Origin of the sequence: Streptomyces sp. NPDC051976 (assembly GCF_040680795.1) — a bacterium.
Lineage (GTDB): Bacteria > Actinomycetota > Actinomycetes > Streptomycetales > Streptomycetaceae > Actinacidiphila.
Genome location: NZ_JBFAXL010000016.1, coordinates 17,481 through 37,230, shown reverse-complemented (window position 1 = coordinate 37,230; position 19,750 = coordinate 17,481). Strand labels below are relative to the sequence as shown.

The following is a 19,750-nucleotide window of genomic DNA, read 5'->3' as shown; positions in this document are numbered from 1 at the left end:
GGCGTGGCCCGTGACCGGCGCGATGAGCTCATACCTGTACAGAGGCGAGCTCACCCCGAAACTCATCGCTGCGGCGGTCACGACCGCGGCGGTTCAGCCTGCGGATTGCGTGGGGGGTGCCGCATCCAGGAGGTGGGGGCCGTTGTTGCGGACGTTGTTCACGGCGGTGGTCACCGCACGGGCGTCCAGCGGCCGGGCCCTGGGGTCGGCGAGCAGTGCCCGGATCTCGTCGGGGTCTTCCAGGGCGGGGTCGAGCCACGCGCCGAAGTTCGGCTCGGCGATCGTCAGCGGCATCCGCGGGTGCACCCGGCCGGCGGCGTCGGTGGCCTCGGTGGTGATGATCGTGCACGTCGTCCACCAGACGGCCGCTTCGTCGTCGGCCGCCTTCGGGTCGCGCCAGAACTCGTACAGACCGGCGAACGCCATCGGCGCCTGGTCCTCGGGGTGGATGAAGTACGGCTGCTTGTACGCCTTGGCCCCGTCACGGGCCGGGACGGCCTGCCACTCGTAGAAGCCATCCGCGGGCAGCAGGCACCGCCTCTTGAGGAAGGGCCGGCGGTACGCGGGCTTGTCGTGCACCGTCTCCACCCGCGCGTTGATCATCTTCGCGCCGATCGACAGGTCCTTCGCCCAGGACGGCACCAGACCCCACCGGGCCGCCCGCAGACGCCGCTCGATCTCCCCCGTCGTCCGGTCGACCCGCTCGATCACCGCCCACACGTCGTCGGTCGGCGCCACGTTCCACGACGGCGGCAACGCCTCCTCCGGAGGGGGCGCGTCGGCGCGGAAGAGCCCGGCCATGTCCTCGGGCCGTCGGGTGGAGGCGTATCGACCGCACATACCCCCAGCCTGCCACGGCCGCCCTGCGGAGAAGCAGGAAGCCAGGCCCCGGGCGGTGCGTGTTCCCGCGGAACGCACCACAGGGTGCGAGGTCGAGCGTGGCAAGGTGGCGCCATGAACCCGCCGCCTCCTTCCCGGACGTCCCCTCACCGCGGTCAGGTGATCGTCCTGACCGGGCCGCCCGGAGCCGGCAAGAGCACCGTGGCCCATCTGCTGGCCGATCGCCTGGCTCCCAGCGTCCACCTGCACAGCGACGACTTCTGGCACTCCATCAAGCAGGGCTGGATCGCGCCCTACCTGCCCGAAGCGCATCAGCAGAACCAGGTGGTCCTGCGGGTGCTGGTCTCGGCGGCGTTCGGCTACGCCGACGGCGGCTACCAGGTGATCTGCGACGGCGTCGTCGGGCCCTGGTTCATCGACCTGTTCCGCGAGGCCGGCCGAGCCAGGACCCTGCCGCTGACCTACGTCATCCTCCGGCCGGACCAGCCCACCACACTGCAACGGGCAACGAACCGGACCGACAACGCCTTGACCGACCCCGAGCCGATTCGCTCCCTGCACGGCCAGTTCAGCGACCTGGGCGTCTACGAGTCCCACGTACTGGATTCCACCCCCCTGACCCCCGAGGCAACCGCCGCCACCCTCCTCCGCGGCCTCACCACGGGCACCTACCTCCTCGAGCCGAACGACAGCGTCACCGCGCCTTGACCTGCGGCCCGCATGAGGTCACCGGCCGAGGAGTTCCCCTATCAGCGCTGCGACCTGCTGCGTCTCGAGGAGGAAGCCGTCGTGGCCGTGCGGGGAGTGGATCACGCGTACGTGGTCCGCGGCGGGGATGCCTGCCGCGAGTTCGGCTTGCTGGGAGAGGGGGTAGAGGCGGTCGGAGTCGACTCCGGCGATCAGGGTGCGGGCGGTGACGCGGCGGAGGGCGGGGCGGGTGCCGCCGCGGGTGCGGGCGATGTCGTGGCTGTTCATGGCGTCGGTCAGTGTCACGTAGGTGCCCGCGTCGAAGCGGTGGACGAGCTTGGTGGCGTGGTGGTCGAGGTAGGACTCGACCTGGTAGCGGCCACCGTGCCAGGGGTGTTCGCCGGGTTGGGGGGCGCGGCCGAAGCGGGTGTGGAGTTCGGGTTCGCTGCGGTAGGTGACGTGGGCGAGTCGGCGGGCGAGGCCGAGGCCGGTGTGGGGACCGTGGGCGGGGGCGGCGTCGTGGTAGTCGCCGCCGTTCCAGTGCGGGTCGGAGCGGATGGCGTGCAGTTGGATGGTGGCCCAGGCGATCTGCTCGGCGCTGGCGGCGGCCGTGGAGGCCAGCAGGAACAGCGCGTCGGTGCGGTCCGGGTACGACACGGCCCACTCCAGGGCGCGCATGCCGCCCATGGAGCCGCCGGCCACCAGGGCCCAGCGGTCGATGCCGAGCGCGTCCGCCAACCCGGCCTCGGCGGTGACCTGGTCGCGCTGCGTCAGCTGCGGGAAGCTGCCGCCCCAGCGCCGTCCGTCCGGCCGAAGCGAGGAGGGGCCGGTGCTGCCCTGGCAGCCGCCGAGTACGTTGGGGGCCACGACGAACCAGCGGTCGGTGTCCAGGGCCCGGCCCGGCCCGATCAGGCCGTCCCACCACCCGGGTGTCGGGTGGCCCGGGCCGGCCGTACCGGCGGCGTGGCTGTCCCCGGTGAGCGCGTGCAGCACCAGGACCGCGTTGGAGCGTGCGGCGTTGAGCCGCCCCCAGGTCTCGTACGCCAGCCGCACACCGGGAAGTTCCCCGCCCGCTTCCAAAGGCAGCACCTTGTCCCGTACGTACCACTGACGGCGGCCGGGAGCGTCCCCCTCCCGCCAGGCCCCGGAGGCCGGCGGGAGAGGGACGCCGGTGGCGGGTACGGCGCTCAGGACGCGCCCTTGGCCGCGCGGAAGCCCGCCTCCAGGTCCGCCTTGAGGTCGGCGAGGTTCTCGATGCCGACCGACAGCCGCACCAGGCCCGGGGAGGTGCCGGTGGCCGCCAACTGCGCCTCGTCCAGCTGGCTGTGGGTGGTGGACGCGGGATGGATGATGAGGCTGCGCACGTCGCCGATGTTGGCGAGGTGGCTGAAGAGTTCCACGGCGTCCACGAAGCGCTTGCCCGCCTCCACCCCGTCCCGCAGTTCAAAGGCCAGTACGGCGCCGGCGCCGCGCGGCAGATAGCGCTGCCCGGCCTCGTACCACCGGTTGGACGGCAGCCCCGGGTAGTGGACGGCGGCGACCTCGTCGCGCTGCTCCAGCCACTCGGCGAGCGCCTGGGCGTTCGCCGAGTGCCGCTCGATGCGCAGGCTGAGGGTCTCGACACCCTGCAGCAGCAGGAACGCCGAGTGCGGGGCGATGGCGGGGCCGAGATCGCGCAGCAGTTGGACGCGGAGCTTGATCGCGAAGGCGCCGGGACCGAGGGCGGGCCAGTAGCGCAGTCCGTGGTAGCTCGGGTCGGGCTCGTTGAAGTCCGGGAAGCGGTCGGCGTGTTGCCCGAAGTCGAACGTGCCGCCGTCGACCACGACACCACCGATGGTCGTGCCGTGGCCCCCGATGAACTTGGTCGCCGAGTGGACGACGATGTCGGCGCCGTGCTCGAACGGCCGCAGCAGATAAGGGGTGGGCACCGTGTTGTCCACGATCAGCGGCACGCCCGCCTCATGGGCGACGTCGGCGACGGCCCGGACGTCCAGGACGTTGCCGCGCGGATTGCCGAGGGTCTCGGCGAACAGCGCCTTGGTGTTCGGGCGGATCGCCGCCCGCCAGGCGTCGAGGTCGTCCGGGTCGTCGACGAACGAGACCTCGATGCCGAACTTGGGCAGGGTGTGCCGGAAGAGGTTGAAGGTGCCCCCGTACAGGGAGGTGCTGGAGACGATGTGGTCGCCGGCGGACGCCAGGGTCAGCAGCGCCAGCGTCTCCGCGGCCTGGCCCGAGGAGAGCGCCACCGCCGCCACGCCGCCCTCCAGCGCGGCGACGCGCTGCTCGAACACGTCCTGGGTGGGGTTGTGGATACGGGTGTAGATGTTCCCCGGCTCGGCGAGCGAGAACAGGTCGGCGGCGTGCTGGGTGTCGCGGAACACGAACGACGTGGTCTGGTAGATCGGCACCGCCCGCGCCCCGGTGGTCGGGTCCGGCGCGGCACCGGCATGGATCTGCTTGGTCTCGAACGACCACGCCGAGGTGTCCGGCCCGGCGGGGCCTTCCTCCGGCGTATGACCTGCGGTGACGGAGTCGATGGGCTGGCTCATGGGTCTCCCTGGTACGGCGGCGCGCAGGAGGGTGCGCCGGGTGCGGGGGCAAGCGGGGGTATGCGGGGGTATGCGGGGATACGGCGAAGCAGGCAGCGCACGGCCGCGATGCGGCGGCGCGCGGGGGAAGGACGATCAGGGGCCGGAGCGGGGCGTCAGCTCTCGACGGAACAACAACCCGTGCTGGTGACACGCACGTAGTCCACGTGGCGGCGGGTCACGAGAACGGTCGTCATGCGGCCAGGAAACCACAGCCGCGCGCCGCGCACCACCACCTTCGGCGGGCCCGTGCCGTGTAGCGGAGCAGCACGGAGCTTCATCCACCCCTTACGTCAAGCTCCTTGACGCCCCGTCACGGTGCGGCGAGCCGGAAGTGCATCCTGCCGAAGGTGACCCAGTCGCCGGGGCGGACGGGCGTCTGGCCGGTCAGCCGCCGGCCGTTCACGCGTGTGCCGTTCAGCGAACTCAGGTCGCACAGGGACCAGCCGTCGACGGCGGCGGTGAGGACGGCGTGCGAGCGGGAGACGGATTCGTGGGACAGCCGCAGATGGCTGCTGGAGGCGCGTCCGATGACCAGGGAGCGTGTGCCGGCCGGCGGCAGCGCGAGGACGGGCAGGTGGCGGATCCGGTGGCGGCGGCGGATGCGGAGGGCGAGGTGGGTCGGTGCGGCGGACGCCCGGCGCAGGAAGCGTCGCAACCCGCCGGGGGACGCCGGGGCGGCAGGCGGCGGAGCGGCCTCGGCCCCGGCCCCGGGCAGGTCCGCGATCGTGGAACGCAGTTGGGCCAGGTCGCGTGCGACGAGCACGCGCTCCATGCGGAAGAGGAAGGTCTCGTGCGACAGCCGTCCCTCAACCGCTGCCGTACGCAGCAGTTCCAGGACGTGGTCGCGATCCGCGTCGGACGCCCGCGCGAGCGGAACCTCACCCTGATACTGGCTCACGAGGGAGATTGTCCACCGGGCGGAGACGGCTGTCCACGACACCGGGCCGCTTCGATGCGCCTCACCGCGGAAGGCCGGTCCAACGGTGATCTCGACGCGTGATCTCCCCGCGTGACCACCAGGTGAGACCGCGTGCGCGAACTTCTTGACGGCCGCACGGGCCGCGCCGAAACTGACGGGGACGGTCACGATTGTCAGCGCCCACGGCGCGGGTTCGCCCGCCCTTGTGGTCATCGGCCCCGGCCCGCTGACAGGCAACCCTTCCACCGCGATGGGGTGCCCCGGGTGACGACCGGGTCCTGCCGGTGCGGCGGGGCAAGCGTGGTCTCGCGTGTCGCGAGCTCCGGAGGTGGGACTGGTGGGAATGCCCTGGAACGGCTTCACGCGGCGCCTTCACATCGATCTTCAGCGCGTCTCCAGCGCTTACTGATCCGCTACCGGTCCGTACGATCCGGACCCGCGCCAGAAGCGTAGTCGCATCCCATCGGCCGCTGGTGCCCACAAGGCGGCAGTGGCTTCCTCGCGCCCCAAGGGAGAGTCATGTCCGACAGCCATGCGCACTGTTCCAGCACAGACAACTCCAGCGCCTGTACCAAGATTTCGCCGACCTCGGGCCATCGCCCCGCGGCGATCGCACCGTCCGCCCTCCCCCACCGCTTCCACAACCGTATCGGCGTCGGTCTGGCGGGCGGCTTCTACCCGGCGCCGCACCGCTACCAGTTGTTCCTGACGGAGAACTGCCCGAGCTCGCTGCGCGTGTCCATCAGCGTGGACCTGCTCGGCCTGAACGACTCGCTCACCACCACGGTCCTGGCCCCGCGACCCGCCGGGACACCCGAGGCGTTCGCGGCACTGCGCCGGGCGTACGAGGCCACGGCGTACCACTACGACGGTCCGCTGACCGCGCCCGCGCTGTGCGACCGGTGGACCGGACGCGTCGTCAGCAACCAGGTCTGCGACATCCTCCGCGACCTGGCGGGCCTGCGGTTCGGCGACGACGGGGTCTGCCCCGCGGCGCTCCGCCCGCCGGCCCGCGCCGCGGACGTGGACGCGCTGCGTGACCTGCTGGACCGAGAGGTCACCCGGGACGCCGAGGGCCCCGGGCGCGCGGCGGCGCTGGACCTGCTGGAGAACCGGCTCGCCGGGCAGCCGTATGCGCTGGGCGATGAGCTGACGGCCGCGGACGTGGACCTGTGGGTGGCGCTCGTCCATCTCGGCCCGGCCGGCGCCCTCGGTTCGCACCACCGGCTCCGGGACTACGTACGCCGCTTGGGCGACCACCATCCCGCCTTCCGGACCAGGGCCGACGCGGCCTGAGAGCCTGGAGGCCGCGAACGCGGACACCCGTCCAGCTCGCCCACGAGACGCCCCGCACGCCTCCGAACGGCGCCCCGCCACCTTATTTCCTATCGATTTACTAGGAAAGCATTGACGGGGTGCCGTTCGGGTGCGCAGGATGATGCACATGCCCTTCAAGCAACGACTCGTACGTCGTCGGCATGTCGACTTTGGTCACGTCGTCAGCGCCGCCTGCTGTCGCGCCTAGGGCACGCGACTCACTTCCCGCGCGTGTCACTCCGCTGCTTCTGACTCATCCCAGGTGATCAGGCGGCCGGTCCCACCGCGCCTGATGGCCCGACGTACCTGCGAAGGACGACCGCCATGACCACGGCAATCCCTGCTCAGACCACTGTCCCGCACGCACTCCTGCCCGACGTGCGGCATCTCCGCCTCCTGGACGACGCCCCGCGCAGCGGCCCCGAGGAACCCGGCACCACGCCCCTCATCGGCTACCTCGTGCTCGTCCCCGAGGGCACCGACCCCGCGCAGTTCTTCGCCGCGGAGGTGCCGCGGCGAAGGATCCGACCGGTCGGCTACGCGGACACCCCGCCCGCGCCACAGGCCGGAGGCAATGGCGTACGCATCGATCCCGCGCGGCATGTCGCCGAGGTCGACGGACGCGAACTCGACCTCACCTACCTGGAGTTCGAACTGCTCGCCCACCTCGTACGGCATCCCCACCACGTGCACTCACGCGAGCAGTTGATCGCCGACATCTGGGGCTACGACCACATCGGCGACGGCCGCACGGTGGATGTCCACGTGGCGCGGCTGCGCCGCAAGCTCGGGTCGTACCGACACCGCATCGTCACCATACGGCGGGTGGGCTACAAGTACGTGCCCGACCAGCAGGAGAGCCCCAACCCCGATGCCCGCCGCCGACCTTGAGGAGTTCCCACGCCATGGGCGTTGCCACGGCGCTGTCCGTACCCGTCCCGGCTTCCGACCCCGCCTCCGACCGGACCGCCGGTCCCGGCCGGGCGCACTGGCTGCGGGTGGCCCGCGACACGGCGGACGACCTGGCCACGGACGCGGTGGCCAGGGACCAGGCGGGCAAGGCCCCGGTCGACGAGGTGTCCCGGCTGCGGGAGGCGGGGCTGCTGAGGCTCCTCGTACCGGCTGAGCTCGGTGGCGGCGGCGGGGACTGGCCCACGGCCTACGCCGTCGTACGGGAGATCGCCGCCGCCGACGGCGCGATCGGGCAACTGCTCGGCTGTCACTACTTCCTGTCGTCCGGCGCGCGGTTCCTCACGGTGCCCGCTCTCGCCGCCCGGATCGAGCGGAAGTCCGCGGCGGCGGACTGGTGTTGGGGCGGTGGTGTCGCCGACCAGGAACTGCCGCTGACACTGGCCAGGTCGGCCCGCGGCCATGTGCTCGACGGTCGGCAGAGCTTCACCACCGGGGCCCTCGTCGCCGACCGTCTCCTCGTACGGGCCCAACGGGCCGACACCGGCGAGCCCTTCGCCGTCGTCGTCGACACCGCCGACCCCAGGGTGCGCGTCGACGACGACGCCGGCACCTTCGGCCAGCGGCTCGCGGCAGGCGGCAGCGTGGAGTTCGACGCCGTACCCGTCGTCGCCGATGACGTGCTCGGCTCCCTGTCCGCGGACGAGGGCGTCCTGTCGCCCCGTACCGCGCTCACGTCGCCGCTCGGGCGTCTGCTCTCCGTCCAGCTCCTGCTCGGCATCGCCGAGGGAGTCCTCGCCGAAGCCCGTGAGTACAGCAGGGCGGGCCGCTCGGCCTGGCGCGCCGACTCCTCCCAGGACCCGGAGCTGCTGAGCGCCTACGGAGAACTCACCATCCTCGCCCGCTCCGCCTCCGCACTGAACGAGCAGGCGCTGGAGGCCGTTCACGGGGCACTGGCACGCGGCGAGGACGTCACGTACGACGAGTACGCGCAGACCTCGGCCCTGGTGGCCATGGCCGAATCGGCCGCTTCCAGGGCCGCGCACGAGTCCACCACCCGCGCCCTCGATGTCATCGGCGTCCGCTCGGCGTCGTCCAGGCTGGGATTCGACCGCTTCTGGCGCAACGCCCGCACCCACGCACTGCACCAGCCCGTCGCCCACCGGCTGCGCGAGGTCGGGGACTACTTCCTCAACGACGCGCACCCGCCGTTCGTCCTGCCGTTCTGAGAGCGTGGACAGCCGCCGGGCAGCGAAACACCCGACCGACGCACTAGGGAATAATGCGCACATGCGGATCTCAGCCAGGGCGGACTACGCGGTACGAGCCGCGCTGCAGCTCGCCGCGGCACACGACGACGGGCCGCTGAAGGCCGAGGCCATCGCCGATGCCCAGGACATCCCGCACAAGTTCCTGGAGAGCATCCTGAACGATCTGCGCCGTGGCGGTCTCGTCCTGAGCCAGCGCGGCGCCAACGGTGGCTACCGGCTGGCCAGGCCCGCCGGGGACATCACCGTCGCCGACGTGATCCGCACCGTGGACGGACCGCTGGTCTCGGTACGAGGAGTCCGCCCGCCGGAGCTGTCCTACACCGGCCCCGCCGAGTCACTGCTCCCCCTGTGGATCGCGCTGCGCTCCCACGTGCGCGAGATCCTCGAAGGCGTCTCCCTCGCCGAGGTCGCCTCCGCCCAACTGCCCGCCGACGTCTCCGCGTTGATCCACGCCCCGGGCGCCTGGGTCAATCCCTGACACGCCTGCGGCGCGGTCGGCGCCGCGCGGGAGTGCTCCCGCACGGCGCCGACCGGTGCGTCCCGTGACCTCAGGAGGCGACGGCGACCCGGTGATCGGCGGTGAAGGGGCGCCCGGAGACCAGCTCGGACTCGCGGCCGTCAGGGCCCACCGGAGTCTCGCCGATCAGGGTGACCCGGTGCAGCCGCCGCTCGACGTCCAGGTGTTCGAGGTCGCGCGGGGCGAGGTGCGCGGTGGCCCGGTTGTCCCAGAAAGCCACGTGCCCGGGCTCCCAGCGGAAGCGCACCGTGTACTCGGGACGGGTGATCTCGGCATAGAGCAGGTCCAGGAGGCGCTTGCTCTCACTCGTGGTGACATCGACGATGTGGCTGGTGAAGCCCGGGTTGACGAACAGCGCGCGCTCCCCGGTCGCCGGGTGCACCCGCACCACGGGGTGGACGGCCACCAGCAGGTTGTCGTTGATGCGCCGGGCGTACGCGCTGTCGCCGTCCACCGGGCGGCTGCCGCCGTAGCGGTGCTCGGCACGCAGGGTGTCCACGAAGGCCCGGACCGGGGAGGACAGTCCCTCGTAGGCGGCGACCAGGTTGGTCCACTGCGTGTCGCCGCCGAACTCGGGTACGGTCTCGGCGCGCAGGATGGATCCCGCGGGCGGGTTCACCGCGGCGGTGACGTCGGTGTGCCAGCCGTCGAAGTAGCTGTACTGGCGCTTGCGGTACTCCTCCCGGAAGTCCTTGCCGTAGCGCTGCTCGAAGCGGCGCGGATCGATGGTGAAGATCTCCGGGTGGTCCTCCGGCGGGGTGTCGTCGTGGGGATGGGCGTAGGTGAGGTCACCGAACTGGCGGGCGAAGGCGACCTGGGAGGCGTGGTCGAGGCGCTGACCGCGGAAGAAGACGACCTTGTGCCGGTGCAGGGCCTCGGTGATCGCGGTGACGGTCTCGGTGGAGAGCGGTTCGGCGAGGTCCACGCCGTCGATGTCGGCGCCGATGTGACCGGCGACGGGGCGTACGGAGAACGTGCTCATGCTGATGGTGTCCTTTCGGGCAGTCCGGTGGGGGTAGTGCGCGGGCGCGACGGGGCGCGGGCAGGTGTCACCCGCCGTCCGCGTACGGGCATGCGGGCGCGATCCGGCCATGCCGCTGCCGATTGCCCATGCCGCTGCCGCGGGGTCGGGGGAAAGGGGGATGTGACGGCTGTCAGTGCCGCGGTGCGGTCACCGGTGCGGCCGTCGGCGGGGCATGCCGGTCAGCGGGCGCGACAGCCCAGCCCGGCGAAGTGGTGCGCACGGAAGGCGTTCACGGTGTGCCGGCCTGCGGCGCCCCGGATCGTGGCCTTCATCTGCGCGTACATGGGAACAAGCTTCCTGCCTCCGCACGGCACGGGCAATGTTTTCTGGCGACGTGGAAGAAACTCCGTCCGCGCGCCGCTCATCGGCCGCGGCCGGCCGTACGCAGTCCCAGCGGGTCCTGGTAGACGGCCGCGAGAACCGGCGCGCCCGCCGCCACCGCGAGCGTGTCCGTACCGAAGGAGCCAACCCGTACGACATCGCCCGCACCGTCCAGCTCGCGGGTCAACTCGGGCAGCAGTTGCGGGAGATGGCGGGTGACGGCCTCGGTCAGCACCAGGGCGTCCGGGCGGAGCACGTCCAGCATCGGCCGTACCGCCCGCGCGAGGAACCGCAGCCGGGCGCGGCACAGCTCCACCGCCCGGGCATCGCCGTCCCCGGCGGCCCGCAGAAGGAGCGGCAGGTCGGGGCGCGGGATGACGCCCCCGGCGACAGCGCGCCGCGCGACGGCGCGGTCGGAGACGGTGGCCTGCAGGCAGCCCCTGCGCCCGCACGGGCACGACTCGGCGGACTCGGGGACGGGCAGGTGCGCCACGCCGCCGGCGCCGTAACCGCGGCCCTGCAGCAGGGCGCCGCCGGTGGTGATCGCCGCGTCCACCGCGTTGCCCACGAACAGATGCAGCAGGTCGCCACCGCCGACCGCGCCGAACAGCAGTTCCGCGCGGGCCAGCGCGCGGGCGTGGCCCTCCACGTGCACGGGGAGCCCCACCAGCGGCTGCAGGGCGTGCCGCAGCGGCACGTCGCGCCAGCCGAGGGCCGCGTTCTCCACCAGGATCCCCGCGCGGGGATCCACCCAGCCGCCGGTGACCACACCGAGCCCCAGCACCGAGCGCCCGTTCGCGTGCCGCCGCAGGAAGCCCGGCAGCCGCGCGGCGATGTCGTGGAGGACGGTGCTGTGGTGGGGCCGCCGTGGCACGCGCTCACTGGCGATGACGCGCCCGCGCAGATCGGTGAGCGAGAACGTGAGCCGCCGCGCGGCGATGTGCACGCCCGCGGCGGCGTGATGCGCGGTCTCGATGTCCAGCGGGATGCGGGGGCGTCCCGGCCGGGGGCTGTGGACCGGTTCCGGCGGTTCGCAGACCAGTCCCATCGCGGACAGTTCGGCCGCGTGCCGCGACACGGCGGCCGCGCTGAGCCCTGTCTCCTTGATGATCGACGTGCGGGCCAACGGACCGCCGTGCAGCACGGCCCGCAGCACGGCGGCCGCGCCGTCGCGCCGGTCGGCGGCGGGTCGCCCGCCCGGCTTCGCGATGAGCATGGGTCGCATCGATGATCCCTCGGTCCGGAGTCGGCCACACGGCAGCACCGCAAGCCCCGGCGCCGAGGGGCTACCGGCAGTGCGGACGGTTCGGCGACGTGCTGCGCAGATGTTCGCAAGGACTCCATGCCTGGTCAATGGATCAGCGTTACGAGGTGGTGGCAGTTGTGCGAAGCCGCCGTCCGGCGCCTTCCGACGACCGCTTCCGGGCCCGTACGGCAGGTCTCATGAGGGGCGTCCTACGATCGGAAGTGCTCTCCGGTACGACGGCGACCGATGGGACGGGTGGGGTGGAGATGACCACAGAGGCACTGGCGATCTTGCGGGCGGCGGGCGCCGACACGATCGAGCACCCGGGCGGAACCCTGCTGGCGCACCTTCAGCGCGTCAGCTCCCTTCTCACCTCGTGGGGCGGACGCCCGGCACTCGCGTCGGCCGGACTGTGCCACGCCTTCTACGGGACCGACGGATTCCCGGTCGCCTTGCTGGACCTGGGGCGCCGGGCAGAACTGGTCGAGGCGATCGGCGTCGAGGCCGAAGCGCTCGTCTACTTCTACGCCTCCTGCGACCGCAAGTCCTCCTACGCGGAACTGGCCGACGACCGCGGCGAGTTCGTCGACCGCTTCACCGGCACACGGACGGTTCCCGGCCTCGCGGCCCGTCGGGACTTCGCCGAACTCACCGCCGCCAACGAGCTGGACATCGCCGCGGTCAGCCCGGACGTCCGCACCCGCCATGGGGCGGACCTTCTCGGCCTGTTCACCCGATGGCGGCCGCTGCTGTCCGAGCCGGCCTGGGCGCACTGCCGCGGTGTGCTGGGATGAGGGCCCTCACCCGGTGGCGGGCCGGCGGCGCGCGAGGAGGATCCCCCCGAGGGTGCTCTCGGCCGAGGTGAGAGTCCTGTGCGCCTCGACGGTGAAGCCGGCGTCGTCGAGCCAGGCACTCATCTCGCCCTGCCGGCGCCGATGCACGTAGACCTTCATCGGGTGGCCGCCGTACCCTTCCGTCTTCAGTGTCGACTCGTCCCCGACATGGAAGCCGAGAAGCAACGGGCCGCCGGGCCGCAGCACGCGATGGAATTGCCCCAGGACCGTGCTGATCTCGTCGTCGGGGACATGTATCAGCGAGTACCAGGCGACGAGTCCGGCCATCGATCCGTCGCCGAGGTCGAGTCGGGTCATGGATCCGGTCTCGAACCTCAGACCCGGGTGTTCACGCCGGGCCACCGCGATCATCCCCGGCGACAGGTCGATCCCGAAGGCGTCCACGCCCAGTTGACCCAGATGAGCCGTGATCCGGCCCGGACCACATCCCACGTCCGCGACAGGGCCCCCGCCGACGGCGCGCACCAGATCCGCGAACAGCGCCAGGACAGCGCGCTCCTCCGGCGTCTCGTCCAGGAGGTCGCGCACCTTGTCGGCGTAACTCGCGGCCACCGTGTCGTACGACGTCCGGGTGTCTTCCAGCCAGCCGTCGGCGCTCGTTCCGTCTCCCACCCCCGCAGGCTACCCGGGCCCGGCCGCGTACCTGGCCCCCTGCCCCGACGATCCGGGTGTCCCGGCTGGGCCGCGGACTTGGCCGCGTTGTCGGTGGCGACGGGCATGATGCAGACCATGACGCACACAGCCCGCCGCATGTTCGGGCTCATCGAGCCGATCTGCCTGGTCTCGTACCTCGCCGACGAGTGCAACGACGAGCTGGCGGCCCTCGGCCACCCCACCTACTGGGACGGCTACTTCGCCAGCCGCGCCGCGCCGCTGGGGCGGGTGCCGGCGGAGGTCGTACACGCGGCGTTCTACAGCTTCGCCGACGGGGAGGCCGCACGGCACATCCCCCGCGCGTGGGAGACGATCCCGCCCGAGGCGTCCTTCGCCGCACGGCAGCGGGGCAGCGCGGCCTCCGTACGGCGCATCCTGGGCGACGAGTTGGCCGGCTCCCCGGGCCTGGTGCGCGCCGCAGACCTGACCGCCAAGGCGGCGACGAGCGCGCCCACGGCCGGCCGGGTGATGTACGCCGGGCTGCGCGCCCTTCCGGTGCCGGGCGACCCGGTCACCCGGCTGTGGCACTGCGCGAACATGCTGCGCGAGCACCGCGCCGACGGGCACGTCGCCGCTCTGGTCGGCGCGCGCATCGGCGGCACCGAGGCGCACGTCCTCGACGCGCTGGCGCAGGGCATCCACCCGCCGGAGTCGTTCGGCCGCATCCACCACCTGCCGAAGAAGCGGCTGGCCGCGGTCATGGACGGCCTGCGCGAGCGCGGACTCGTCGACGCCGAAGGCCACTTCACCGAGGCCGGCCGCGAGACCAAGCAACGTATCGAAGCCCTCACCGACGCACTCGCCACCCCGCCCTACGACGCGCTCTCGCCCGCCGAGCTCGACGAACTGGTGGCCGTACTCGAACCCCTCACCGCGACGCTGGTGGCCGCGGGGTCACGGTGACGCCGTCCCGTACGGCGAATCCCCGCACACCCCTGCCCGGCACTCAGGCGCGGTAGCGGATCTCCACCATCACACATCCGGTCGTCGTACGGTACGGACCGTGCGGCATGCCCGGCGGACGGCAGGCGAAGTGCCCGGCGTGGAAGACCCGCTCCAGCGTCATGTCGTACAGCTCCCCTTCGAGCAGGTACACCTCCTCCGCCCACTCGTGCCGGATCACGCCGTCCGAGGTCGCGAAACCGGGCGACCAGCGGGCCAACCGGGTGAGCACGTCCGGATCGTCCGGGTCCTGGCTGAGGACCTTCTCCGCCGTCCCCGGCAGCGGCCCGTCCCGCCACGGCATGGCGTCGGGCGGGAAGAACTCGTGCTCATCCTTCATCGTGCGGCCTCCGGACGGCAGCGGGTCGGGCGCCCACGGGCCGGACCCGCGACGGCGAGCCCAGGGTATCCGTGCGGAGGACGCGGCCGCTGCGCGCGACGGCTTCGTGGGTGGGTGCGTTGAGGGGATGTCAGACCGCACCCCTAGACTCACCTGACCCGGGTGGATCATCTGTTCGTCCGGTTCCATATCCCGTGGGGGGATCATGTTTTCTCGTTCTTCGGCGCGCACCCGTACGCGCCGTGGTGGCCGTCTGGTCGCGGTCTGCACGACCGGTGTCATGGCCGTGGGCGCGTTCGCGCTGGGCCCGGCCGGTATCGCGAGCGCCGACAGTGGCGCGCCGCACCACGTCAGGCCGGATGCGGCGCGGCCCGCTGCGCCGCATCCGACGTTCACGCTGCAGAAGCACAAGAAGTCCTCGTACTCGACGGCGGCCGGCACCGCGCTGAAGACGCCGCGGTACGACTACGACGGCGACGGTTACAGCGACCTGCTGGTGGAGAACGGCGACCACAGCGTCGCCGTGCTGAGCAGCGCCAAGATCACGCAGGGCCAGAAGGGCTACACCGAGCTCGGCACGCCCAGCGTCCTGTACCGGTCGATCATCACGCCGGGCAATCTGACGGGCAGTTCGGTCGGCGACGAGGTGCTCGGCCTGACCGAGTCCGGTCGTCTGAACATGTTCTCCATCGACGGCCTGATCAACGGCACCCCGATCTGGACCGGCAACGGCTGGCAGATCTACAACCAGGTCGTGGCCGTCGGCGACACCAACGGCGACGGCTGGGGCGACCTGCTGGCCCGTACCCCCGCCGGTGACCTGTACCTGTACAAGGGCACCGGCAACGCTTCCGCCCCCTTCCACGCCCGGATCGACGTCGGCCACGGATACGGCATCTACGACCAACTGGTCGGTGCCGGAGACATCACGGGCACCGGCCACGAGACCCTCGTCGCGCGCGACCTCGACGGCGGCCTGTGGATGTACCAGCTGGACGGCACCTCGGCCCATCCGCTGGCGGCCCGGGTGAAGATCGGTACCGGATGGAACATCTACAACCAGCTCATCGGCTGGGGCGACGACAACGCCTCGACCGGCCAGCTCATGGGCCGCGCAGCGAACGGCACCCTGTACTGGTACAACGGCGACGGCAGCGGAAAGGGCACCCTGACCCCGCGCGCGTTCCAGGGCAACGGCTGGACCAGCCGGGTCATCGCCGACCAGGGCCACGGGCAGCTGTGGGGCAAGGACAGCCTGTTCGCCCAGACGTCGTCGGGCAACCTGTATTACTACTACGGCGACAACACCGGCGCAGTCAGCACCCGCAGGCAGCTCGGCAGCGCCGGTGGGTGGAAGGGCTCCAAGCTGCTGTCCCCCGTTTCCCTGACCGACGAGGGCTGGGACCCCCTGCTGGAGATCTACAACGGCCAACTGTGGGACGACGACGGCTCCCAGCCCACCTACCTCAGCTCCGGCTGGGGTATCTACAACAAGGTGTTCGGCCCCGGGGACCTCAGCGGCGACGGCCGTTCCGACCTGCTCGCGCGTGACACCAGCGGCGTGCTGTGGAACCTGACGGGCCGTGGCAACGGCTACTTCTACGGCCGGGTGAAGGTCGGCGGCGGCTGGGGCGGCTACAGCCAGATCACCGGCGCCGGTGACATCAACGGTGACGGCTTCGCCGACATCGTCGCCCGCGCCACCAACGGCCACCTGTACCTCTACCAGGGCACCGGCAACGGCACGGCGCCGTTCAAGGCCCGCGTCGACATCGGCGGCGGCTGGAACACCTACACCAAGCTCGCCGCCCCCGGCGACCTCGACGGCGACGGCCGCGCCGACATCGTGGCGGTCACCTCCGGCGGCCGGCTCTACCGCTACAGCGGCTCCGGCCACACCGGCACCGCCACCTTCAAGCCCCGCGCGGAGATCGGCACCGCCGGCTGGAACACCTACAGCAACCTGATCTGACCCACCCTCACCGACCCCGCGCCCACTCCCGCGCGCGGGCTCGGCCCGCTCGCCACGTGCCCGGTACGCTCCCGCGTGCCGGGCACGCCGGTCCCCGAGCAGGGCTCACTGAGGGCGTGGAACCCGGTACCTTGCGGCCCGGTGACGCGCTCAGACCGTGCGTACTTTCACGCCGGCCGCGCGGAGGGCCTCGACCTCGTCGTCGGCGGCGGAGGAGTCGGTGACCACCTCGTGCAGCGACGAGGCGGGGGCGACGAAGGCGAAGGCGGCGCGGTGGAACTTGGCGGCCTCCGTGACGGCGATGACCCGGCGGGCCGAGGCGATGGCCGCGAGTTTGATGTCGGCGTCGTCCAGGTCGTACGCGGTCAGCCCGTCCATCGCGCTCAGGCCGCAGCAGCCGAGGACCGCGGTATCGAAGCGCACCGTCGCGAGGGAGGCCCGGGTCAGCGGGCCGATCAGCGCGCCTTCGCCGGGCCGGGGCCGACCGCCGGGCACCAGGAGCGTCAGCTGTCCGGGCGCGTCGGCGAGCACGTTCACCGATTGCAGGGACAACGGCATCAGGGTCAGCCGCCTGCCGCGCAGCGCGCGGGCCACCTCCAGACAGGTGGTGCCGCTGTCGACCACCACCGACTCCCCGTCGGCGATCAGGGAGGCCACCTCGGCGGCGATCCGCTGCTTCGCCTCCAGCCCCTCCTGGACCCGCAGGACGAACGGAGGCTCCTCGCCGCTGAGCACCAGACTCCTGGCCCCGCCGCGGTACCGCTCCAGGAGTCCCTGTTCGGCGAGCGTCTCCAGATCGCGCCGGATCGTCATCTCGGACGTCTCCGTCAGCGAAGCCAGTTCGGCGACGCTGAGGGTGCCCGCTTCCCGTACCGCGTCGGTGATGTGCCTCAACCGGTCCGTGTTCGCCACGCCTCCGATCGTACCTCCCCGCTGTTCTCCGAGCTGCCTGGCGAACATCGGGAATGTGCGTTGCGTTCGCCGTCCTGCACCGTGCCCGCAGTTGGTTGACTTGGGCCCATGACATCCTCCGCGTTCGAGACGACCACACCCGATGCCATCCGTTACCTCGACCGGCTGGCCGTGAGCGATCCCGGCCGCTTCTACAAGCGGCGCATGTTCGACGCCCTCGATCCGCGTGCCGGGCACCGCGTGCTCGACCTCGGCTGCGGTCCGGGGACCGACCTCGATGCCCTCGCCCAGGCGGTCGCTCCGGCCGGCGCCGTCATCGGCGTCGACCTCGACGAGAAGATGGTGGCCGCCGCCCGGGAGCGCACGGCCGGTCGGTCCGTGGTGGAGGTCCGGCACGGAGACGTTCACGACCTGCCGCTGGACGATGACAGCGCCGACCGGGCACGGACCGACCGGGTCCTGCAGCATGTGGCCGATCCCCTGGCCGCGCTCGGCGAGATCCGCAGGGTCCTGCGGCCGGGCGGGCGGCTGGTCATGGGTGAGCCCGACTGGGACACCCTGACCGTCGACCACCCCGACACGCACCTGACGCGCGCCTACACCCGCCATGTGGTCGACCGCGTCGTACGCAACGCCGCCGTCGGCAGGCAGCTCGCCCGTCTGGCGACCGAGTGCGGATTCACCGTGCCCGAGGTCATCCCGGTCACCCAGGTGTTCCGCGAACTCCGGGTAGCGGACAGCATCCTGGGCCTGGAGCGCACGACGCGGCGCGCTGTCGAGGCCGGGTACTTCAGCGAGCGGGAGGCGGAAACCTGGCTGAGCGGGCTCGCCCAGGGTCCGTTCCTGGCGGCGGTGACGCTCTACATCGTGGTGGCCGAGGTGTAGTCGCGCCCGTCGTGGCGGCGACGGCCGCGATCTACGGCGTATAACGGCAGGAGCCCCGGCGGAAGCGCAGGACGGGGCCGACCCCGACATCTCCCCGAGGAATCACCGATGGCCGTCTCACCCCCGAAGGTCGTTGTCGTCGTGCCGACGTACAACGAGCGGGACAACCTGCCCGTCCTGGCCGGTCTGCTCGCGGACCTCCCCGTGCCCGATCTGCACCTGCTCGTGGTCGACGACGACTCGCCCGACGGCACGGGCGCGGTCGCCGACGAGTTGGCGGCGGCGTCACCCGACACCGTCGGCGTGCTGCACCGCGGCACGAAGGACGGGCTCGGCCGCGCCTATGTTGCCGGGATGACGCGCGCGCTGGACGAGGGCGCCGATGTGGTGGTCCAGATGGACGCCGACCTCTCGCACCCGGCCGCGGTGATCCCCGCGATGATCGACGCGCTGCTGACGCGGAACGCCGCCGTCGTCCTCGGATCCCGCTACGTGGCGGGCGGTTCGACCGCCGCCGACTGGCCGTGGCACCGCAAGGCCCTCTCCGCCTGGGCCAACTTCTACGTCAACGCGATCCTGCGACTGCACGTGAAGGACGCCACCGCCGGTTTCAAGGCCTGGCGAGCCGCGACGCTCCGCGCGATCGACCTCCCGTCGATCCACAGCAACGGGTACTCCTTCCAGGTCGAGATGAACTACCGCACCGTCAGACGAGGGTTCACCATCCTCGAACTGCCCATCACGTTCGAGGAACGCACGCAGGGCGCGTCGAAGATGAGCCTGGCCGTGCAGCTCGAATCCGCGCTCACCCCCTGGCGGCTGCGCTTCGGCCGCACGGGGAGCACCGGTGGGTGACGCGCACCCGCTCCTCCCGTACTTCACGGCCGCCGCCGACGGTTGCTTCCCGCCCGTCGACGGCCGGGTGACGGTGCTGCCGCCCCTGGCGGGAGGGCTCGAGTGCTCGGTCGCCTTCACCGGGCACGCCGTCGTCGCCACCGCGCTGACCGACCGGGCCGTGCACGCCCTCGGGCCCGATGGCTTCGGCGCGTCGCTCTCGCCGGACTTCCTGCGGCACCTCGCCGGACCCGAGGGGTGGATCGGTGTCACCGACGCGACGCTCGCCGCCCGCGGCACGGGCGGCCCGCCGCGACTGGCAGCGCTGACCGACGCGGACGCTCACCCGCGTGTCCGCCACGCTCGGGAGCTGCGGACGAACGTCACGGTCCACGGTGACGCCCGCGGTCTCATCACCCTGGCCGACGGCCTCGCCGGACGGCGGGAGCTCAGCATCGAACTCCATGACGTTCAGGACGGCGGCCAAGGACGCGGCCGCTCGCTCCTCACCGACGCCCTCTCCCTGGTCCCGGCAGGCCAACCGGTCTTCGCCGCCGTCTCCCCCGGCAACGCCCGCTCCCTGCGCGCCTTCCTCGCCTGCGGGTTCACCCCCCTGGGCAGCGAGGTCCTGCTGCGTCCCGAGCGCGAACAGCCGGGCGCGCTCCTCGCCGTCGGCCCCGGAGAAACGGCCCGCCGTCCGGGGACGGGCTGGTAG

General features: G+C 72.0%; 21 protein-coding genes and 1 riboswitch. Of the genes, 12 read left to right on the top strand and 9 right to left on the bottom strand.

The window, feature by feature from the left end; genetic code table 11:
• Positions 1-93 precede the first annotated feature (93 nt).
• Positions 94-840, bottom strand: coding sequence for an SOS response-associated peptidase (locus AB0M29_RS18310; RefSeq protein WP_365383680.1), 747 nt, complete (start codon positions 838-840; stop codon positions 94-96).
• Positions 841-999: 159 nt separating this feature from the next.
• On the opposite strand from AB0M29_RS18310, the gene AB0M29_RS18305 reads away from it, so the two are divergent.
• On the top strand, positions 1,000-1,548 hold the full coding sequence (locus AB0M29_RS18305) for an AAA family ATPase (protein WP_365383679.1): 549 nt from the start codon (positions 1,000-1,002) through the stop codon (positions 1,546-1,548).
• Positions 1,549-1,566: 18 nt separating this feature from the next.
• Here AB0M29_RS18305 and AB0M29_RS18300 read toward each other — a convergent pair whose 3' ends face one another.
• The 3 genes from AB0M29_RS18300 to AB0M29_RS18290 all read right to left on the bottom strand — a co-directional run bounded on the left by AB0M29_RS18300 (position 1,567) and on the right by AB0M29_RS18290 (position 5,016).
• Complete coding sequence (locus AB0M29_RS18300; protein WP_365383846.1) at positions 1,567-2,718, bottom strand: homoserine O-acetyltransferase; 1,152 nt, start codon at positions 2,716-2,718, stop codon at positions 1,567-1,569.
• On the bottom strand, positions 2,715-4,076 hold the full coding sequence (locus AB0M29_RS18295; protein ID WP_365383677.1) for a bifunctional o-acetylhomoserine/o-acetylserine sulfhydrylase: 1,362 nt from the start codon (positions 4,074-4,076) through the stop codon (positions 2,715-2,717). Before AB0M29_RS18295 ends, AB0M29_RS18300 begins: the two co-directional genes overlap by 4 nt.
• Before the next feature lie 352 nt (positions 4,077-4,428).
• Positions 4,429-5,016 carry a DUF1707 and FHA domain-containing protein gene (locus AB0M29_RS18290; RefSeq protein ID WP_365383676.1) on the bottom strand — a complete coding sequence of 196 codons (588 nt, stop codon included), beginning with the start codon at positions 5,014-5,016 and terminating at the stop codon, positions 4,429-4,431.
• 183 nt (positions 5,017-5,199) lie between these two features.
• Positions 5,200-5,344: riboswitch (SAM riboswitch) on the top strand.
• A 36-nt stretch (positions 5,345-5,380) separates the two neighbouring features.
• On the opposite strand from AB0M29_RS18290, the gene AB0M29_RS18285 reads away from it, so the two are divergent.
• The 5 genes from AB0M29_RS18285 to AB0M29_RS18265 all read left to right on the top strand — a co-directional run bounded on the left by AB0M29_RS18285 (position 5,381) and on the right by AB0M29_RS18265 (position 9,012).
• Positions 5,381-5,446 (top strand): putative leader peptide, encoded by a 66-nt coding sequence (locus AB0M29_RS18285; protein WP_365383845.1) that lies wholly within the window; start codon positions 5,381-5,383, stop codon positions 5,444-5,446.
• A gap of 110 nt (positions 5,447-5,556) precedes the next feature.
• Entirely contained in the window at positions 5,557-6,333 is a 777-nt protein-coding gene (locus AB0M29_RS18280; RefSeq protein ID WP_365383674.1) for a glutathione S-transferase C-terminal domain-containing protein, read from the top strand.
• 345 nt (positions 6,334-6,678) lie between these two features.
• The gene (locus AB0M29_RS18275; protein ID WP_365383672.1) at positions 6,679-7,245 is read left to right on the top strand and encodes a winged helix-turn-helix domain-containing protein; all 567 of its coding nucleotides are present in this window, start codon (positions 6,679-6,681) and stop codon (positions 7,243-7,245) included.
• A gap of 14 nt (positions 7,246-7,259) precedes the next feature.
• Positions 7,260-8,492: an acyl-CoA dehydrogenase family protein gene (locus AB0M29_RS18270; RefSeq protein ID WP_365383670.1), complete on the top strand. Its 1,233-nt coding sequence runs from the start codon at positions 7,260-7,262 to the stop codon at positions 8,490-8,492.
• A 61-nt stretch (positions 8,493-8,553) separates the two neighbouring features.
• The gene (locus tag AB0M29_RS18265; protein ID WP_365383669.1) at positions 8,554-9,012 is read left to right on the top strand and encodes an Rrf2 family transcriptional regulator; all 459 of its coding nucleotides are present in this window, start codon (positions 8,554-8,556) and stop codon (positions 9,010-9,012) included.
• 70 nt (positions 9,013-9,082) lie between these two features.
• Here the strand turns inward: AB0M29_RS18265 and AB0M29_RS18260 are convergent, their stop codons facing one another.
• Positions 9,083-10,033, bottom strand: coding sequence for a TauD/TfdA family dioxygenase (locus AB0M29_RS18260; RefSeq protein ID WP_365383667.1), 951 nt, complete (start codon positions 10,031-10,033; stop codon positions 9,083-9,085).
• 403 nt (positions 10,034-10,436) lie between these two features.
• The gene (locus AB0M29_RS18255) at positions 10,437-11,621 is read right to left on the bottom strand and encodes an ROK family protein (RefSeq protein WP_365383665.1); all 1,185 of its coding nucleotides are present in this window, start codon (positions 11,619-11,621) and stop codon (positions 10,437-10,439) included.
• A 287-nt stretch (positions 11,622-11,908) separates the two neighbouring features.
• On the opposite strand from AB0M29_RS18255, the gene AB0M29_RS18250 reads away from it, so the two are divergent.
• Positions 11,909-12,436 (top strand): DUF6817 domain-containing protein, encoded by a 528-nt coding sequence (locus AB0M29_RS18250; protein ID WP_365383663.1) that lies wholly within the window; start codon positions 11,909-11,911, stop codon positions 12,434-12,436.
• A 6-nt stretch (positions 12,437-12,442) separates the two neighbouring features.
• Here AB0M29_RS18250 and AB0M29_RS18245 read toward each other — a convergent pair whose 3' ends face one another.
• Positions 12,443-13,108, bottom strand: a complete 666-nt coding sequence (locus AB0M29_RS18245) for a methyltransferase domain-containing protein (protein ID WP_365383661.1) — start codon at positions 13,106-13,108, stop codon at positions 12,443-12,445.
• A 117-nt stretch (positions 13,109-13,225) separates the two neighbouring features.
• Here AB0M29_RS18245 and AB0M29_RS18240 point away from each other — a divergent pair, with 117 nt between their 5' ends.
• Positions 13,226-14,053 (top strand): MarR family transcriptional regulator, encoded by an 828-nt coding sequence (locus AB0M29_RS18240; protein WP_365383659.1) that lies wholly within the window; start codon positions 13,226-13,228, stop codon positions 14,051-14,053.
• Positions 14,054-14,096: 43 nt separating this feature from the next.
• Here the strand turns inward: AB0M29_RS18240 and AB0M29_RS18235 are convergent, their stop codons facing one another.
• Positions 14,097-14,432: a cupin domain-containing protein gene (locus tag AB0M29_RS18235; protein WP_365383658.1), complete on the bottom strand. Its 336-nt coding sequence runs from the start codon at positions 14,430-14,432 to the stop codon at positions 14,097-14,099.
• A 205-nt stretch (positions 14,433-14,637) separates the two neighbouring features.
• On the opposite strand from AB0M29_RS18235, the gene AB0M29_RS18230 reads away from it, so the two are divergent.
• On the top strand, positions 14,638-16,404 hold the full coding sequence (locus AB0M29_RS18230) for a VCBS repeat-containing protein (RefSeq protein ID WP_365383656.1): 1,767 nt from the start codon (positions 14,638-14,640) through the stop codon (positions 16,402-16,404).
• 150 nt (positions 16,405-16,554) lie between these two features.
• Here the strand turns inward: AB0M29_RS18230 and AB0M29_RS18225 are convergent, their stop codons facing one another.
• Positions 16,555-17,316, bottom strand: coding sequence for a DeoR/GlpR family DNA-binding transcription regulator (locus AB0M29_RS18225; RefSeq protein ID WP_365383654.1), 762 nt, complete (start codon positions 17,314-17,316; stop codon positions 16,555-16,557).
• Positions 17,317-17,424: 108 nt separating this feature from the next.
• Between AB0M29_RS18225 and AB0M29_RS18220 the strand changes: the two genes are divergently transcribed.
• The 3 genes from AB0M29_RS18220 (at position 17,425) to AB0M29_RS18210 (ending at position 19,750) form a co-directional block, all read left to right on the top strand.
• Positions 17,425-18,201, top strand: a complete 777-nt coding sequence (locus AB0M29_RS18220) for a methyltransferase domain-containing protein (protein WP_365383653.1) — start codon at positions 17,425-17,427, stop codon at positions 18,199-18,201.
• Positions 18,202-18,309: 108 nt separating this feature from the next.
• Positions 18,310-19,056, top strand: a complete 747-nt coding sequence (locus tag AB0M29_RS18215; protein ID WP_365383651.1) for a polyprenol monophosphomannose synthase — start codon at positions 18,310-18,312, stop codon at positions 19,054-19,056.
• Complete coding sequence (locus AB0M29_RS18210) at positions 19,049-19,750, top strand: hypothetical protein (RefSeq protein ID WP_365383650.1); 702 nt, start codon at positions 19,049-19,051, stop codon at positions 19,748-19,750. Before AB0M29_RS18215 ends, AB0M29_RS18210 begins: the two co-directional genes overlap by 8 nt.

Coding starts and splice junctions, on each gene's coding strand:
- AB0M29_RS18275 (WP_365383672.1), top strand. CDS start 6,679: ATGACCACGGCAATCCCTGCTCAGACCACTGTCCCGCACGCACTCCTG.
- AB0M29_RS18310 (WP_365383680.1), bottom strand. CDS start 840: ATGTGCGGTCGATACGCCTCCACCCGACGGCCCGAGGACATGGCCGGG.
- AB0M29_RS18280 (WP_365383674.1), top strand. CDS start 5,557: ATGTCCGACAGCCATGCGCACTGTTCCAGCACAGACAACTCCAGCGCC.
- AB0M29_RS18260 (WP_365383667.1), bottom strand. CDS start 10,033: ATGAGCACGTTCTCCGTACGCCCCGTCGCCGGTCACATCGGCGCCGAC.
- AB0M29_RS18255 (WP_365383665.1), bottom strand. CDS start 11,621: ATGCGACCCATGCTCATCGCGAAGCCGGGCGGGCGACCCGCCGCCGAC.
- AB0M29_RS18250 (WP_365383663.1), top strand. CDS start 11,909: ATGACCACAGAGGCACTGGCGATCTTGCGGGCGGCGGGCGCCGACACG.
- AB0M29_RS18240 (WP_365383659.1), top strand. CDS start 13,226: ATGACGCACACAGCCCGCCGCATGTTCGGGCTCATCGAGCCGATCTGC.
- AB0M29_RS18230 (WP_365383656.1), top strand. CDS start 14,638: ATGTTTTCTCGTTCTTCGGCGCGCACCCGTACGCGCCGTGGTGGCCGT.
- AB0M29_RS18215 (WP_365383651.1), top strand. CDS start 18,310: ATGGCCGTCTCACCCCCGAAGGTCGTTGTCGTCGTGCCGACGTACAAC.
- AB0M29_RS18235 (WP_365383658.1), bottom strand. CDS start 14,432: ATGAAGGATGAGCACGAGTTCTTCCCGCCCGACGCCATGCCGTGGCGG.
- AB0M29_RS18265 (WP_365383669.1), top strand. CDS start 8,554: ATGCGGATCTCAGCCAGGGCGGACTACGCGGTACGAGCCGCGCTGCAG.
- AB0M29_RS18270 (WP_365383670.1), top strand. CDS start 7,260: ATGGGCGTTGCCACGGCGCTGTCCGTACCCGTCCCGGCTTCCGACCCC.
- AB0M29_RS18295 (WP_365383677.1), bottom strand. CDS start 4,076: ATGAGCCAGCCCATCGACTCCGTCACCGCAGGTCATACGCCGGAGGAA.
- AB0M29_RS18220 (WP_365383653.1), top strand. CDS start 17,425: ATGACATCCTCCGCGTTCGAGACGACCACACCCGATGCCATCCGTTAC.